General features: G+C 59.3%; 16 protein-coding genes. 10 read left to right on the forward strand and 6 right to left on the reverse strand.

Features of this window, described 5'->3' with window-relative positions; genetic code table 11:
* Nucleotides 1–384 precede the first annotated feature (384 nt).
* Nucleotides 385–903 carry a cyclic pyranopterin monophosphate synthase MoaC gene (moaC, locus tag EDC30_RS11695; protein WP_132259030.1) on the reverse strand — a complete coding sequence of 173 codons (519 nt, stop codon included), beginning with the start codon at nt 901–903 and terminating at the stop codon, nt 385–387.
* A gap of 56 nt (nt 904–959) precedes the next feature.
* On the opposite strand from moaC, the gene EDC30_RS11700 reads away from it, so the two are divergent.
* Nucleotides 960–2,489, forward strand: coding sequence for a beta-barrel assembly-enhancing protease (locus tag EDC30_RS11700; protein ID WP_424446915.1), 1,530 nt, complete (start codon nt 960–962; stop codon nt 2,487–2,489).
* 111 nt (nt 2,490–2,600) lie between these two features.
* Here the strand turns inward: EDC30_RS11700 and EDC30_RS11705 are convergent, their stop codons facing one another.
* The 5 genes from EDC30_RS11705 to EDC30_RS11725 form a co-directional block, all read right to left on the reverse strand.
* Nucleotides 2,601–3,206 carry a DUF2946 family protein gene (locus EDC30_RS11705; protein ID WP_132259031.1) on the reverse strand — a complete coding sequence of 202 codons (606 nt, stop codon included), beginning with the start codon at nt 3,204–3,206 and terminating at the stop codon, nt 2,601–2,603.
* A gap of 60 nt (nt 3,207–3,266) precedes the next feature.
* Nucleotides 3,267–4,256 (reverse strand): YheT family hydrolase, encoded by a 990-nt coding sequence (locus EDC30_RS11710; RefSeq protein WP_132259032.1) that lies wholly within the window; start codon nt 4,254–4,256, stop codon nt 3,267–3,269.
* Nucleotides 4,253–4,684, reverse strand: coding sequence for a YybH family protein (locus EDC30_RS11715; RefSeq protein ID WP_132259033.1), 432 nt, complete (start codon nt 4,682–4,684; stop codon nt 4,253–4,255). The genes EDC30_RS11710 and EDC30_RS11715 overlap by 4 nt, the downstream gene beginning before the upstream one ends.
* 11 nt (nt 4,685–4,695) lie before the next feature.
* Nucleotides 4,696–4,896: a zinc-finger domain-containing protein gene (locus tag EDC30_RS11720; RefSeq protein WP_132259034.1), complete on the reverse strand. Its 201-nt coding sequence runs from the start codon at nt 4,894–4,896 to the stop codon at nt 4,696–4,698.
* A 141-nt stretch (nt 4,897–5,037) separates the two neighbouring features.
* Nucleotides 5,038–5,958 carry a branched-chain amino acid transaminase gene (locus tag EDC30_RS11725; protein ID WP_132259035.1) on the reverse strand — a complete coding sequence of 307 codons (921 nt, stop codon included), beginning with the start codon at nt 5,956–5,958 and terminating at the stop codon, nt 5,038–5,040.
* A gap of 200 nt (nt 5,959–6,158) precedes the next feature.
* Here EDC30_RS11725 and EDC30_RS11730 point away from each other — a divergent pair, with 200 nt between their 5' ends.
* The 9 genes from EDC30_RS11730 (at nt 6,159) to EDC30_RS11770 (ending at nt 14,936) form a co-directional block, all read left to right on the forward strand.
* The gene (locus tag EDC30_RS11730) at nt 6,159–6,914 is read left to right on the forward strand and encodes an AzlC family ABC transporter permease (protein WP_132259036.1); all 756 of its coding nucleotides are present in this window, start codon (nt 6,159–6,161) and stop codon (nt 6,912–6,914) included.
* Nucleotides 6,911–7,246, forward strand: coding sequence for an AzlD domain-containing protein (locus tag EDC30_RS11735; RefSeq protein ID WP_132259037.1), 336 nt, complete (start codon nt 6,911–6,913; stop codon nt 7,244–7,246). Before EDC30_RS11730 ends, EDC30_RS11735 begins: the two co-directional genes overlap by 4 nt.
* 97 nt (nt 7,247–7,343) lie before the next feature.
* Complete coding sequence (locus EDC30_RS11740; protein ID WP_132259038.1) at nt 7,344–8,537, forward strand: phosphoglycerate kinase; 1,194 nt, start codon at nt 7,344–7,346, stop codon at nt 8,535–8,537.
* Between the two features lie 58 nt (nt 8,538–8,595).
* On the forward strand, nt 8,596–10,032 hold the full coding sequence (pyk, locus tag EDC30_RS11745; protein ID WP_132259039.1) for a pyruvate kinase: 1,437 nt from the start codon (nt 8,596–8,598) through the stop codon (nt 10,030–10,032).
* A 66-nt stretch (nt 10,033–10,098) separates the two neighbouring features.
* Entirely contained in the window at nt 10,099–11,163 is a 1,065-nt protein-coding gene (gene fba, locus EDC30_RS11750; protein WP_132259040.1) for a class II fructose-bisphosphate aldolase, read from the forward strand.
* A 109-nt stretch (nt 11,164–11,272) separates the two neighbouring features.
* Nucleotides 11,273–12,169, forward strand: a complete 897-nt coding sequence (locus EDC30_RS11755) for a phosphoribosylaminoimidazolesuccinocarboxamide synthase (RefSeq protein ID WP_132259041.1) — start codon at nt 11,273–11,275, stop codon at nt 12,167–12,169.
* Between the two features lie 9 nt (nt 12,170–12,178).
* Nucleotides 12,179–12,682, forward strand: a complete 504-nt coding sequence (gene purE / locus EDC30_RS11760; RefSeq protein ID WP_132259042.1) for a 5-(carboxyamino)imidazole ribonucleotide mutase — start codon at nt 12,179–12,181, stop codon at nt 12,680–12,682.
* Nucleotides 12,679–13,881: a 5-(carboxyamino)imidazole ribonucleotide synthase gene (locus EDC30_RS11765; RefSeq protein ID WP_132259043.1), complete on the forward strand. Its 1,203-nt coding sequence runs from the start codon at nt 12,679–12,681 to the stop codon at nt 13,879–13,881. Before purE ends, EDC30_RS11765 begins: the two co-directional genes overlap by 4 nt.
* Nucleotides 13,882–13,892: 11 nt before the next feature.
* The gene (locus tag EDC30_RS11770; protein ID WP_132259044.1) at nt 13,893–14,936 is read left to right on the forward strand and encodes an L-threonylcarbamoyladenylate synthase; all 1,044 of its coding nucleotides are present in this window, start codon (nt 13,893–13,895) and stop codon (nt 14,934–14,936) included.
* Nucleotides 14,937–15,028 lie beyond the last annotated feature (92 nt).

Genomic DNA, 15,028 nt, shown 5'->3' on the forward strand with positions numbered 1-15,028 from the left:
TCCTTAAATTCCGGTGTAAATCTCGGCTTGTTCATTCACTTCCTCCTATGCTCAAATCATAGGCCGGAAATGTCTACCGAAGTGGGGCTAGTCCAATCATAGGCCGGAAATGTCTACCGAAGTGGGGCTAGTCCATATAGGGCTCGGAAGTGTCTACGAAACTAGGGGCGATTCAACATTGCCTAGCTCAGCAGCCAGATTCAGCAAGCCAAGCTTGTGTTTGATGACGTTCTGAGGAACACTACTCATGGGGTTACTCCTTGGTGCTATTAGCGCAGATTGATAAAGATTCGCACCTCTATCAAACCGGGTAACCCCACCCTTTGGCAAGGTCTTTCTGTCAGATCAAGTCAGAACTACTACAGTTTATTTGGCTCAAATTTTTTAACTAGCTTTGCCCCAATTTCCTGATTTCCCCCCTTGCTTCTCCATGACTCGGATATCGTTTATTCTCATCCCCCGATCCACCGCCTTGCACATATCATAAATAGTCAATAACCCAACCTGCACCGCCGTCAGTGCCTCCATCTCCACACCGGTCTTGCCGTAATTTTCAACTTGAGCAGTGCATGTAACACTCGAAGTCTCCACATCCACCTCAAACTCCACGGCTACCTTCGTCAGCGCCAGCGGATGGCACAATGGAATCAAATCACTAGTCCGCTTGGCACCCATAATCGCCGCAATCCGCGCCACCCCCAGCACATCTCCTTTTTTTGCGCTACCGGATTGAATAATCGCTAGCGTCTCCGGCTTCATGCGAATACTCCCCGATGCCACTGCAATCCGGTGAGTTTCAGCCTTGGCTCCGACATCCACCATATGCGCCTGCCCGCTAGCGTCAAAATGGGTCAAGCCCTGATTTAACTCAATCACGTCATCATCTGTTTTTTTGCTGTCCATAAGTAACAAAATATGAAGTTGCTTGAACGATTCCCAAGTGCAGGTATCATAACACCGTGAATTCCGCTCCCATTTTCCCACACGAGTCGCCCCGCCGCGCATGGCGGTTAAGGGCCGTTGCTGCCGCAACGCTCGCTTGCGCCACGATTTTTCAGGCAGCTACGGTGCCGTCTGCCAGCTTCGCCCAGAACCTTCCCAGTCTCGGCGACACCGAGCGGCAAGAGCTGTCGCCCATCATGGAGCGCCGCCTTGGCGAGGAAATCATGCGCGATGTGCGGCGTGACAGAGATTACCTGGATGACCCCGTCGTGCTGGAATACCTGAACAATTTCGGTTCTTCGCTTGTGTCGGTGCGACCGGATGCGCGTGGCGAGGCCGGGTACGATTTCTTTTTCTTTGCCGTGCGCGATCCATCGCTCAACGCCTTCGCCTTACCTGGCGGTTTCATCGGCGTGCATTCTGCCCTGGTATTAGCCGCGCAATCGGAATCCGAACTCGCTTCCGTGCTTTCCCATGAAATCGGTCATGTCGCCCAGCGTCATATCGCCCGCATGCTTGGAAGACAGCGTCAGGATGCGCTGTTGCCGTTGGCTGGCATGATCCTGGCGGCGCTGGCGTCTCGCTCCAGCAGCGATGCCTCGGCTGCGCTGCTCATGGGTAGCGAAGGCGTCGCCTTGCAACGCCAACTCAATTTCAGCCGTGAAGCCGAGCGCGAGGCCGATCGCGTCGGCCTGCAAATCATGAAGGATGCCGGGTTCGACACGTCGGGCATGATTGCTTTCTTCGGCCGCATGCAAAATTCGACGCGCGCCTACAGCGACGGCGTGCCGGCCTTCCTGCGTTCGCACCCGCTGACGACGGAGCGTATCGCCGATATCCAGGACCGCACCCGCGGTCTGCGTTACAAGCAACGCGCCGACAGCCTGGATTTTCACCTGGTACGCGCTCGCCTGCGCTTGCTGCAGGACAGTACGGCGCAGGGTTTGCGCGAAGCGGCGGAAGCATTCGAAGGTTTGCTCGCCCAGAAAACCCGTAATCAAACCATCGCCGGGAAATATGGCCAGGCTTTGCTGGCGTTCAGGCAGCGCGATATCGGGCGTGCGCAGGAATTGCTGTCAGAAGCCCGCGCAGCGCTGCCGCAAGGGATGAAGCCCAGTTCCATTCTCGCCAGCCTTGCCATTGAATTGAAACTGGCGGCCAACCAGTCGGCAGAGGCGGTAAAGGAAGCCGAGGCAGCGCGGACACAGTTTCCGCTGTCGCGCGGCATTGCCCACTTGTATGCCGACGCATTGACGGCGGCAGGAAGAAACGATGATGCCGTACGCTTCCTGCGCGATCAGGCGCAGTTGTACCGGCGCGAGCCGGAATTGCAGGAGCGGCTCGCCAAGGCCTATGCTGCACAGGGCAAGCAGGCCTTGCAGCACATCGCGCTGGCCGAGAATTATGCAATGGTGGGCAGTCTGTCGTCGGCGCTGGACCAGCTCAATATCGCGCGCCGTGCGCCGGACGCGACCTTCTATGACCAGTCATTGATCGATGCGCGCGAACGGGAGTGGCAGGCGCGGTTCAAGGAAGAAATGAAGTAAAGCCGCAGCCGTTAACCTGCCAGGCATACGGCTACCAGAGATGCGGACATGGACTTCATGAGTGACAGGCATTCAGGCAGGAGCGCTGCACAGTGCGCTAACTGAAAATGGTTAGGCCCGCGGTTGCGGATTGAATCCAAAGTGCGAGGAAAGCGCCGCACGTGCAATCCGCTTGATTGGCAACATCCTGTCGCCATTGCGCAAATAAAGGGGACTCTCATCTTCCGACGTTGTCGTCAGCCACTCCATCAATTCTTCGTCGCTGGCGGCAAGCTCGCCGGATTCGCCGCTGCGCAAAAATCCCAGGCATTGCGCCATGTCGCGATCATCGATCTGCGCAACGATGTCGCCGGCTTGCAGGATCAGCAAACCGTCTTCATTCATCCAGGCCGTATCGATTTTTTCCAACGGGTCCCCGGTGTGCAGTAAGAACCTTCCTGGCTGATCGAGGCGGGCGATATAAGGTGTGGCTTCGAGATCGACATACACCCGCTGAGGGCCATTCTGAAAATACCAGCGGCCGTGTTCGTCGTGCGTGTAGTTGCGATTGATGAAGCTGAGCAGCGCGGCATTATTGATGCGGTCGCCGGGCAGCTTGTTTGCCTGCGCGCGTTCATCGCGCATGCGCCATCCGCCGCGCGCATCGAGCGCTAGCCAACCGTAGCAGTACGGCACATTCGGCCACTTGGCCATGGCTAGTCTGACGATCTCATCCATGGGGCTATCCTACACCACTGCGCGAAAATCGGTTGGCTAAAGCCTTGGCAAACAAATCGCCTAAGCGGCGACTGCAACTTCGGCAGAAGAGGTATTTTCAGTCAGGAAGCGAATCATCCGCTGTGGCAGCCAGTCAATGCGTCCAGGGAAAGGTCCGGTGGCAAAGCCGACGTGTCCGCCATGTTCCGGAAATTCCAGCGTAACGGTGGAAGAAGCTTTTTGCGGGAGGTAACTCGCCGGCAAAAACGGGTCGTTCTGCGCGTTCATCACCAAGGTTGGGATGGTGATGTCTTCAAGAATATGGATGGCGCTGGCGCGATGCCAGTAATCCTCGGTATTGCGATAGCCATGCAGCGGCGCCGTGACGACATTGTCGAAGTCGTACAGGTTGCGTGAAGCGAGCAAGGTTTTCCGATCAAACAGGCCGGGGAATTGATCGAGTTTGGCGAGGCATTTCGGCTTCAGGGTGTTGAGGAACATCCTGGTGTAAATCATGTTGAGGCCACGCGAGAGCGCGCTGCCACCGCCGGCCAGGTTCAGCGGGGCCGACACGGCGCAGGCCGCATCGACGAACTCCGCCTGGTGCTGCGATTCACCGATCCAGCGCAGCAAGGCGTTGGCGCCCAGCGATACGCCGCAGGCATAGAAATGCGAGCTGCCGCGCGCATCGGCAATTGTTTTCGTGCGCCGCAGGATCCAGTCGACTTCAGCCGCATCGCCGGAATGGTAAAAGCGCGGCGCGCGGTTCAATTCGCCTGAACAACCACGGAAATGCGGCACAACGCCCGACCAGCCAAGCGCGGCAAGATGGGCCATCAGGGCGCGGCTGTAATGGCTGGATGACGAACCTTCCAGGCCATGGAATAAGACAACAAATGGTTTTCCGGGCTGGCCGTCGAGAAAATCGACGTCGATGAAGTCGCCATCGGGCGTGTCCCAGCGTTCCCGTCTGAATGCCACGGTAGGCTTGGTAATCAGTTTGGCCGTATAGATGGTTTGCAGATGTCCGCCCGGTAGCCACCACGGTGCATGGTATGCAGGGGAATTCAATGCAGCACCGGCGCGTTGATGGGGGATTCCGGCATTTTGCCGGGCGCGACGCTGGCATGGCGCATGGCCAGCCGCCAGCCGCGCGGCGTCTTCAGGTAGACGTTGCTCGCCAGGATGTGACGTTCTTCGCCTTCCTTCGGACCTTGCATGACATCCTCGACCAGGCTGTGCACGGCAGTCATCATGTTATGCACCGCATGTAGCTGCACGGGGCGGATATGCAAGCCGCCGCGCTCGAAGATCACTTCCCACGAAGCGCGGATGGCGGCATGGCCGATCAGGCGCGGCGCGCCAGGATGCACGCAAACGATTTCTTCATCCTCGGCCCACAAGGCCATCAGGGCGTCGAGGTCGGCGTGGTCGAGGGCGTCGTAGAAGGCAGCCTCGATTTCTTCCACGGTGCCCAGCAGTTTGCGTGATTTGGCCATGACGCTATGCCTTAATGGTGACCGACTTTCGCGCCGGGTTTGAGACGATATACCGTGCTGCAGTATGGGCATTTCGCCTCGCCGTTTTCCTGGAAGTCGAGGAAGATGCGCGGATGCGAAGACCACAGCGGCATGTTCGGGTTGGGGCAGTAGGCCGAGGTGTAGCTGGCGTCATCCAGATCCACTACTGTCACGTCAATCTTTTCAGTCATTCACATTCTCCAGGTTGCTTAATTAGATAAGAATTAGATAGGAATTACGCAAATCCGTCATGGCAAGATATGGCAAGGATCACAGTGCGAACACACAGTTAGTAACCATCACGCTGCCAGAGTGGCTTTGCATAGCGTTAATCAGACATGTGCCAGCCAGTGCTGATAGCGCGGGTCTTCGCCGGCGACGACTTTGAAAAACAGCTGTTGCAGTTTTTCCGTGACCTGGCCGCGGCTGCCGCTGCCGATCTGGCGGTTGTCGAGTTCGCGGATCGGCGTAATCTCGGCTGCGGTGCCGGTAAAGAAGGCTTCGTCGCAGCAGTACACCTCGTCGCGGGTGATGCGTTTCTCGATCACGTCAATGCCGTGGTCGCGCGCCAGGGTCAGCACGGCGTCGCGCGTGATGCCATCCAGGCAGGAAGCGAGGTCCGGCGTGTACAGCTTGCCGTTCTTGATCATGAAGAAGTTCTCGCCCGAGCCTTCCGAGACATAGCCATCGGTATCGAGCAGCAATGCTTCATCATAGCCATCGGCGAGCGCTTCCTGATTCGCCAGGATGGAATTGATGTAATTGCCGGACGCTTTCGCGCGCACCAGCATGACGTTCGGATGGTGGCGCGCATAGGAAGAAGTCTTGACGCGGATACCCTTGCTCAAGCCTTCCTCGCCGAGGTAGGCTCCCCATTCCCAAGCGGCGACGGCGACGTGGATCGTATTGCCCTTGGCGGAAACGCCCAGCTTTTCCGAGCCGATCCAGGCCAGCGGGCGGATGTAACAGGATTCGAGCTTGTTTTCGCGCACGACCTGGCGCTGGGCTTCCATTACCGTCTCGAAATCAAACGGGATCTGCATCTGGAAGATCTTGGCCGAATTGAACAGGCGGCGGGTGTGTTCTTCCAGGCGGAAGATTGCCGTGCCCTGCGCCGTTTTATAGGCGCGCACGCCTTCGAACACCGCCATGCCGTAGTGGAGAGAATGCGTCAGGACATGGATTTTGGCATCGCGCCATTCGACCAGTTTGCCGTCTTGCCAGATTTTGCCGTCGCGATCGTCCATCGACATGACTATTCTCCAGATAACATTTTTGCGAAAGTCAGATTTTACCTGATAGAGGCTTGAAAGAATCCGGCAGAAATTCGGCATCCCCGGTAAAATGATTCCGTACGTCAACATTTTTATGTCAATGCCGGAGGAGACTAACGGCGTTGCGTCGGATTTTTGCGCTCATTGGCTTTACTTGCCGTGCGCAGCAGTTGGAAGGTATGGGCAAATTGACAATCGGGCTGCCGGATCATCTCGTCCCGGCAGCAGAGCGGGAATCATTCCGCCAGGCAGTGGCGGATAGCGCGCCGGCCATGGCGGGGATTTTCGCCTGGGGCATGGTGACGGCGATGGCCATGCTCAAAGCCGGCTTGACGGCCGGGCAGGCGCTGGGCATGACCTTCATCGTGTTTGCCGGCTCGGCTCAACTGGCTTGCCTGCCGCTCATCATCGCCAATGCTTCCGTCTGGATCGTCTTTGCCACTGCGCTGGTGGTGAATCTCCGCTTCGTCATCTTCTCTGCCTCGATGGGGCCGCATCTCTCGCATCTGCCCTGGTATAAGCGGCTTTGGCACGGCTACCTGAACGGCGACCTGACCATGGCGCTGTTTTCCCAGCGCTTCCCACCGCATACACAGCCTGAGCGCCGCGGTAAGGAAGGATACGCTGCCGGCGTCAACTATATGAACTGGTGCGCCTGGCAAATCGGCTCGGTGCTGGGCATTGTCCTGGCGAGCCAGATTCCCCAAAGCTGGGGCATCGCCTTTGCCGGAACGCTGGCCTTGCTGGCCGTGCTGATTCCCTTGACCATGAATGCTGCCGCGCTGGCCGGTGTCGTCGTCGCCGCTGCGTTGGCGGTACTGACCGTGCACTGGCCGTATCGGCTCGGACTTCTGGCAGCACTGATTGCCGGCATGGTGGCGGCGATGGCGGTGGATAAGCTGATTGGGCGGCGTGAAAAGAAAGAGCAGACATGACTGCGACCGATGTCTGGATTTCCATTGCGCTGATGTTCGTTGCCACCCTGGCGACACGCAGCTCCTTTTTCATGTTGGGCGATGCCGTCAAGTTGCCGGGCTGGGCAAAGCATGCCTTGCGTTATGCACCGGCGACGGCCTTGGCGGCGACGATCGCGCCTGACTTGCTGATGATGCCTGACCCTTCCGGAAATATGGCATTGGCACTAATGAATCCGAAGTTATTGGCTGGATTAGGCGCCGCGCTATTTTTTGTTGTCAAAAAGCATATGCTGGGCACGATTATGGTCGGAATGGCCTTGTTTACAATATTGCGGCAAGTCATGGCTTGAGCCGCCCGTCAATGCTGCTAATCAAGCATGGCTTTTTTGCAGGGTCGTGGTGGGGTAAAATGCTGGTTTTTCCATTTTTCGCCATTCACGGGGATCTATGCAATTCAAACGCCTGAGCGATTTGTGCGCCAACCAGCAACTGCAGGGCAAGCGCGTCTTCATCCGCGCTGACTTGAACGTGCCGCAGGACGATGCCGGCAATATCACCGAAGATACCCGCATTCGCGCTTCTGTTCCAGCTATCCGCATGGCGCTCGACGCCGGCGCCGCCGTCATGGTGACGTCCCACCTGGGCCGCCCTACCGAGGGCGAAATGAAGCCGGAAGATACCCTCGCGCCGATCGCCTCGCGCCTGTCCGAACTGCTGGGCCAGCCGGTCGAGCTGCGCCAGAACTGGGTCGATGGCGTGGAAGTCGCGCCGGGCCAGGTCGTCTTGCTGGAAAACTGCCGCGTCAACAAGGGCGAGAAAAAGAATAGCGACGAGCTGGCGCAAAAAATGGCGCAGCTGTGCGACGTGTACGTCAATGACGCATTCGGCACCGCGCATCGTGCCGAGGCTACGACCCATGGCATCGCCAAGTTTGCGCCGGTGGCTTGCGCCGGTCCTTTGCTGGCTGCCGAACTCGATGCGCTGGGCAAGGCACTGGGCCAGCCGGCGCGTCCGCTGGTGGCGATCGTCGCCGGCTCCAAGGTGTCGACCAAGCTGTCGATCCTGGAATCGCTGGCCGACAAGGTCGATAATCTGATCGTCGGCGGCGGCATTGCCAATACCTTCATGCTGGCGGCTGGTCTGAAGATCGGGAAATCGCTGGCCGAGCCGGATCTGCTGGATGACGCCAAGCGCATCATCGAGAAAATGGCCGCGCGCGGCGCTTCCGTGCCCATCCCGGGCGACGTGGTCTGCGCCAAGGAATTCGCGCCGACCGCGGCTGCGACGACCAAGGCAGTCGCCGACGTGGCTGACGACGACATGATTCTGGACATCGGCCCGCAAACCGCAGCACAACTGGCACAGCAACTGAGCGCCGCCGGCACCATCGTCTGGAACGGCCCGGTCGGCGTATTTGAATTCGACCAGTTCGCCAACGGCACCAAGACATTGGCGCAGGCGATTGCCGATTCCAAGGCATTCTCCATCGCTGGTGGCGGCGATACCCTGGCAGCGATTGCCAAGTACAACATCGCTGACAAGGTTGGCTATATTTCCACCGGCGGTGGCGCCTTCCTGGAATTTTTGGAAGGCAAAGTCTTGCCGGCTGTGGCGATTTTGCAGGAACGTGCAGCAAATTAAACGAAGAGGGCGCACTTCGGTGCGCCCTGTAATTTTTAAATTGGATCTTCATACCTGAATGCGTCGCGCCACTAAAATCGTTGCTACTATCGGCCCAGTCTCGAGCGACCTGGATACCTTGACCCGCATGATCGCCGCCGGCGTCGACGTGGTACGCCTGAATTTCTCGCACGGTAAGGCGCAAGACCATATCGAGCGAGCCCGGCTGGTGCGCGAAGCCGCGCAAGCCTGTGGCCGCGAAGTGGCGATCATGGCTGACCTGCAAGGACCGAAGATCCGCGTCGGCAAATTCGAGCATGGCAAGATCATGCTGGAAAAGGGCGCCAAGTTCATCCTCGATGCCAATTGCGAGCTGGGCAACCAGGACTGCGTCGGCCTCGATTACAAGGAATTGCCGCGCGACCTGAAAGCGCATGACGTGCTGCTGTTGAACGATGGCTTGATTGTGCTGGTGGTCGACAAGGTGGCCGGCAGCGCCATTCACACGACCGTGAAAATCGGCGGCGAGCTATCCAACAACAAGGGCATCAACCGCCAGGGCGGCGGCTTGTCTGCGCCGGCGCTGACGGCCAAGGACATGGAAGACATCAAGACCGCGATGTCGATCCAGGCCGATTACGTCGCCGTATCCTTCCCGAAGAACGATTCCGACATGATCATGGCGCGCCAGTTGGCTAACATCGCCGGCGAGCCGTACAAGCATAAGCCGATGATGATCGCCAAGATCGAGCGGGCCGAGGCGATTCCAGCTTTGCAGGAAATCCTCGACGCCTCCGACGGCATCATGGTGGCGCGTGGCGACCTCGCGGTGGAAGTCGGCAATGCTGCCGTGCCGGCGCTGCAAAAGCGCATGATCAAGATGGCGCGCGCTTCCAACAAGCTGGCAATCACTGCCACGCAAATGATGGAATCGATGATCGTCAATGCGATTCCGACCCGCGCGGAAGTATCGGACGTGGCGAATGCCGTCCTCGATGGCACCGACGCGGTGATGACGTCGGCAGAGACAGCTGCTGGCCGTTATCCGGTGGAAACTGTGGAAGCCATGGCGGCGATTTGCCTGGAAGCGGAAAAATCGGAACAGTCGACGCTGGATGCGGATTTTCTCAATAAGACTTTTACCCGGATCGACCAATCGATCGCTTACGGCGCCTTGTTCACTGCGCATCATTTGCGCGTGAAGGCTATCGTAGCCTTGACCGAATCCGGTTCGACGGCGCTCTGGATGAGCCGTTACCGGATCGATATCCCGATCCTGGCCATGACGCATATCCTGGGCACGCAGCGCAAGGCATCGCTGTTCCGCAATGTGCAAACCTTTGAAATGCCGCATTCGCTGGATAGCGAGATCGTCATGAAAGCCGCGCAAGATTTGCTTCTTGCCAAGGGCCTGGTGCAAAAAGGTGACATGATCGTGGTCACCTGGGGTGAGCCGATGGGACAGGTCGGCGGCACCAATGCCCTGAAGATCATGCGGGTCGGGGAAAACGGATAACACTGCGTGGATAGAACTGCGCGGATAAAACTTATTACTATTATTTGATTATTTTGGAGAACTGACATGCCACTCGTATCGATGCGCCAATTGCTCGACCATGCCGCTGAAAACGGCTATGGTCTGCCTGCGTTCAACGTCAACAACCTGGAGCAGGTTACCGCCATCATGCAGGCAGCCGATGAAGTCGGCGCGCCGGTCATCATGCAAGCCTCCGCTGGCGCCCGCAAGTATGCCGGCGAAGCCTTCCTGCGCCACCTGATCGAAGCTGCCGTCGAGGCCTATCCGCATATCCCGGTGGTGATGCACCAGGACCATGGCCAGTCGCCGGCAGTTTGCATGGCCGCGATCAAGTCCGGTTTCACTTCGGTCATGATGGATGGTTCGCTGATGGAAGACGGCAAGTCGGTGGCCAGCTATGAATACAACGTCGAGGTCTCGCGTGAAGTGGTGAAGTTCTCCCACTCTATCGGCGTGACCGTGGAAGCCGAACTGGGCGTCTTGGGTTCGCTGGAAACCATGAAGGGCGACAAGGAAGACGGCCACGGCGCCGAAGGCACCATGACCCGCGAACAGTTGCTGACCGACGTGGCCCAGGCGGCGGACTTCGTCAAGCAAACCCAGTGCGACGCCCTGGCGATCGCCATCGGCACTTCGCACGGCGCTTACAAATTCTCGCGCAAGCCGACCGGCGATATCCTGGCCATCGAGCGCATCAAGGAAATCCATCAGCGCATCCCGAACACGCACCTGGTGATGCACGGTTCGTCTTCCGTGCCGCAGGAATTGCTGGCCGAGATCCGCGAATTCGGCGGTGACATGAAGGAAACCTACGGCGTGCCGGTCGAGGAAATCCAGGAAGGCATCAAGCACGGCGTGCGCAAGATTAATATCGATACCGATATCCGTCTGGCGATGACTGCTGCGATTCGTCGCTTCTTCGTGCAGAATCCGTCGAAGTTCGACCCGCGCGAATACCTGAAGCCGGCCCGCGAAGCCGCCAAGGAAATCTGCAAGGCGCGCTATCTGGCATTCGGCTGCGAAGGCCAGGCTGCCAAGATCAAGCCGATCACTCTCGAGAAGATGGCCGAGAAGTACAAGAAAGGCGAACTGACGCAGATCGTACAGTAAGAGAAAGTAGGGCGGACTATCATTCGCCTTGCCATACGGCGGATCACCCATGGGACGGCGAAATAGCCGTTTCATGGCGATCCGCCGAAAATGTTTTTAGAAGATACCCATGAACAGCCTCTACCAATCCAGCATCACTTCCCTGAAACTCCTCGGCCGCGGCAAGGTGCGCGACAACTACGCAGTCGGCGAAGACAAGATCCTGATTGTCACCACCGACCGTCTGTCGGCCTTCGACGTGGTGATGAATGAACCGATTCCCGGCAAGGGCAAGGTCTTGAACCAGATGTCCGATTTCTGGTTCAGCAAGCTTGGCGACATCGTCCCCAACCACCTGACCGGCATTGCGCCGGAAACCGTGGTGGCGCCGGAAGAAGTCGAGCAGGTGCGCGGCAGGGCGGTGGTGGCCAAGCGCTTGAAGCCGATCCTGGTGGAAGCGGTGGTACGTGGCTATATCATTGGTTCGGGATGGAAGGATTACCAGGCGACTGGCTCCATTTGCGGCATTCCGCTGCCGGCCGGCTTGCAACAAGCCGACAAGCTGGCCCAGCCGATCTTCACGCCGGCGGCCAAGGCCGACATCGGCGAGCACGATGAAAACATCAGCTTTGAGGAAATGGAAAAGCGCATCGGCAAAGAATTGGCCGAGAAGATGCGCGATATCAGCATCAAGCTGTACCAGACCGCCGCCGATTACGCCGCCACGCGCGGCATCATCATCGCTGATACCAAGTTCGAGTTCGGCCTGGATGAAAACGGCGTGCTGCATCTGATGGATGAAGTGCTGACCGCCGATTCCTCGCGTTTCTGGCCGGCGGATTCCTATGCGCCGGGCATGTCGCCGCCGTCTTTCGACAAGCAATTCGTGCGCGATTACCTCGAAACGCTGAAGGACTGGAACAAGACCGCGCCGGCACCAGCCCTGCCGCAGGATGTCATCGAAAAAACCGGCGCCAAGTATCGTGAAGCACTGGAGCGCCTGACCGGCGAAACCCTGAAAGATTAAGAGTACGTCATGTCTGAACAAGCAAAAGCGGCGCCCCTGGTTGGCGTGGTAATGGGGTCTTCCTCGGATTGGGAAGTGATGCAACATGCCGTGGCGATGCTGAAGGATTTCGGCGTGCCCTTCGAAGCGCAGGTGATTTCCGCGCACCGCATGCCGGATCAGATGTTCGAATATGCCGAGACAGCGCGTCAGCGCGGCCTGCGTGCAATCATCGCCGGTGCCGGCGGCGCAGCGCACTTGCCGGGCATGCTGGCAGCGAAGACGATCGTGCCGGTGCTTGGCGTGCCGGTGCCATCGAAGTATCTGCGCGGCGAGGACTCGCTGCTGTCGATCGTGCAGATGCCCAAGGGGGTTCCGGTGTCCACCTTTGCCATCGGCGAAGCGGGCGCCGCCAATGCCGCGCTGACGGCCATCGCCATCCTGGCCACCACGGATGATGCGCTGGCTGCCCGTCTGCAGGAATTCCGCGCCAAGCAGACCCAGGCTGCGCAAGCCATGAGCTTGCCGGTATGAGCGAGCAGAAACCTCCCTTCGTGCCGTCGGCGACGCCGCCGACCTGGCTGGGCGTCATGGGCGGCGGCCAGCTCGGCCGCATGTTCGTGCATGCCGCGCAAGCCATGGGCTTCAAGGTGGCAGTGCTGGAGCCGGCGCGCGATTGCCCGGCCGGGCAGGCCGCCGATTACCTGCTGTCCGCCAGCTACACCGACCCGGTCGCGCTGAACCAGCTGGCTGGCCTGTGTGCGGCAGTCACCACCGAATTCGAGAACGTGCCGGCGCAAAGCCTGGCACAACTGGCCGCGCACAGCTTTGTCGCGCCTGCCGCGGCAAATGTGTCGATCGCGCAGGATCGCGTCGCCGAGAAGCGCTTCTTTACCGAATGCGCCGCCACTTCGCATGTGCTGCCGGCGCCGCACAAGGTGATCGAGAACGAAGCCGATATCGATGCCATTCCTGACGATCTATTTCCGGGCATCCTGAAAACGGCCCGTCTCGGCTACGACGGCAAGGGCCAGGTGCGCGTGCGCTCGCGCGATGAAGCACGCAAGGCTTTCCAGGACATGCGCAGCGTCGTCTGCGTGCTGGAGAAAATGCTGCCGCTGGCCTATGAAGTCTCGGTGCTGGCCGCGCGCGGCGCCGATGGCGAATCGGCGGTGTATCCGATCGCCGAGAACGTGCATCGCGACGGCATCCTGTTTTCCACCACGGTGCCGGGGCCGAATGTGTCTGCAGAATGCGCACGCCGTGCCCAGCATGCCGCGCTGGCGATCATCGGCAAGATGGAATACGTCGGCGTGCTGTGCATCGAATTTTTCGTGCTGCAGGATGGTTCGCTGGTGGTCAACGAGATGGCGCCGCGTCCGCACAACAGCGGCCACTACACGATCGATGCCTGCATCACCAGCCAGTTCGCGCAACAGGCCCGCGCCATGGCGAAGCTGCCGCTGGGCGATGTGCGCCAGCATTCACCAGCAGTGATGCTCAATATCCTCGGCGATATCTGGTTCGAGAATGGTAGCCCGGGTAGCGACATGCCACGCGAGCCTGCCTGGGACAAGGTGCTGGCGCTGCCGGGTGCAAACCTGCACCTCTACGGCAAGGACGATCCGCGCCGTGGTCGCAAGATGGGACACGTGACTTTCGTGGCGCCGACTCTGACAGAAGCGCAGGAAAATTTCGCCTGTGCCTGCCGCATTCTCGGCATTCCGCTTTAAGGTTTTCCGCGATGTCTGACATTTCCCTCGATCGCAAGGCGATTGACGCTGCCGCCCGTTTGCTCGAGGAGGGCAAGCTGGTGGCCTTTCCGACCGAGACGGTGTATGGCCTCGGCGCCGATGCGGAAAATCCCCACGCCGTCGCGGCGATCTATGCCGCCAAGGGACGTCCCGCCAATCATCCGGTGATCGTGCATCTGGCGCCGGAAGGCGATGTCCGTTACTGGGCTACCGATATTCCCGCCGAAGCGAGAAAGCTGATCGATGCTTTCTGGCCCGGCCCGTTGACCCTGATTCTCAAGCGCGCTGCACATATTCCGGATGCGGTATCGGGTGGCCAGGATAGCATCGGTCTGCGCTGTCCTTCGCACCCGGTGGCGCAAGCACTACTGCGTGAATTCAAGGGCGGCTGGGGCGGCCTGGCGGCGCCTTCTGCCAACAAGTTCGGCCATGTCAGTCCGACTACCGCGCGCCACGTGCGCGATGAATTCGGTGAACCGCAGGCAGACCAGGGACCGCTGGCTGCGATTCTCGATGGCGGGCAAAGCGATGTCGGCATCGAATCGACGATCCTCGATCTGTCGCGCATGGCCAGCCATGGCCCTGTGCTGCTGCGTCCGGGACATATCTCGCCCCAGCAGATCGCCGAAGTCATCGGCCGCATGCCGGCCTTGCCGGATGCTGCCGCACCGCGTGCTTCCGGCACGCTGGAGGCGCATTATGCGCCGGCTACGCCGGTGGCACTGGTGCAGTCGCAAGAGCTCGCCGAGACCGTGCGCCAGTTGGGGAATAACAGTAAGCGTGCAGCGGTAATGCGGCGTGGCAGCGGTGAATTGGCAGGTGCATCCGCACAGCTCGCATTGCCTGACGAGCCCGTGGCCTATGCGCACGGATTGTATGCCGGCTTGCGCGAACTGGATGCCGCCGGCGCCGATATTATCCTCATCGAAGCCCCGCCGACGGATGCCGCATGGCAGGGGGTCAACGACCGCTTGCGCCGCGCCGCCTTCGATTCCGCCGGAGTGCTGGCAAGCCTGGTACAAAAAACAAGCTAGCGTCGCTAACGAAACCGGCGCTGCAATATGACTGGCGTTGGACAATGCTGTGGCGATAGCAAGGAATGCCGTCTACTATCTGTTTTGTATTC

This window comes from Paucimonas lemoignei, assembly GCF_004342585.1.
Lineage (GTDB): Bacteria > Pseudomonadota > Gammaproteobacteria > Burkholderiales > Burkholderiaceae_D > Paucimonas > Paucimonas lemoignei.

Excerpts from the sequence above, each read along its gene's own strand:
- moaC (WP_132259030.1), bottom strand. The coding sequence starts at position 903 with ATGGACAGCAAAAAAACAGATGATGACGTGATTGAGTTAAATCAGGGC.
- EDC30_RS11705 (WP_132259031.1), bottom strand. The coding sequence starts at position 3,206 with ATGGATGAGATCGTCAGACTAGCCATGGCCAAGTGGCCGAATGTGCCG.
- EDC30_RS11715 (WP_132259033.1), bottom strand. The coding sequence starts at position 4,684 with ATGGCCAAATCACGCAAACTGCTGGGCACCGTGGAAGAAATCGAGGCT.
- EDC30_RS11720 (WP_132259034.1), bottom strand. The coding sequence starts at position 4,896 with ATGACTGAAAAGATTGACGTGACAGTAGTGGATCTGGATGACGCCAGC.
- EDC30_RS11725 (WP_132259035.1), bottom strand. The coding sequence starts at position 5,958 with ATGTCGATGGACGATCGCGACGGCAAAATCTGGCAAGACGGCAAACTG.
- EDC30_RS11730 (WP_132259036.1), top strand. The coding sequence starts at position 6,159 with ATGGGCAAATTGACAATCGGGCTGCCGGATCATCTCGTCCCGGCAGCA.
- EDC30_RS11735 (WP_132259037.1), top strand. The coding sequence starts at position 6,911 with ATGACTGCGACCGATGTCTGGATTTCCATTGCGCTGATGTTCGTTGCC.
- EDC30_RS11740 (WP_132259038.1), top strand. The coding sequence starts at position 7,344 with ATGCAATTCAAACGCCTGAGCGATTTGTGCGCCAACCAGCAACTGCAG.
- pyk (WP_132259039.1), top strand. The coding sequence starts at position 8,596 with ATGCGTCGCGCCACTAAAATCGTTGCTACTATCGGCCCAGTCTCGAGC.
- fba (WP_132259040.1), top strand. The coding sequence starts at position 10,099 with ATGCCACTCGTATCGATGCGCCAATTGCTCGACCATGCCGCTGAAAAC.
- EDC30_RS11755 (WP_132259041.1), top strand. The coding sequence starts at position 11,273 with ATGAACAGCCTCTACCAATCCAGCATCACTTCCCTGAAACTCCTCGGC.
- purE (WP_132259042.1), top strand. The coding sequence starts at position 12,179 with ATGTCTGAACAAGCAAAAGCGGCGCCCCTGGTTGGCGTGGTAATGGGG.
- EDC30_RS11765 (WP_132259043.1), top strand. The coding sequence starts at position 12,679 with ATGAGCGAGCAGAAACCTCCCTTCGTGCCGTCGGCGACGCCGCCGACC.
- EDC30_RS11770 (WP_132259044.1), top strand. The coding sequence starts at position 13,893 with ATGTCTGACATTTCCCTCGATCGCAAGGCGATTGACGCTGCCGCCCGT.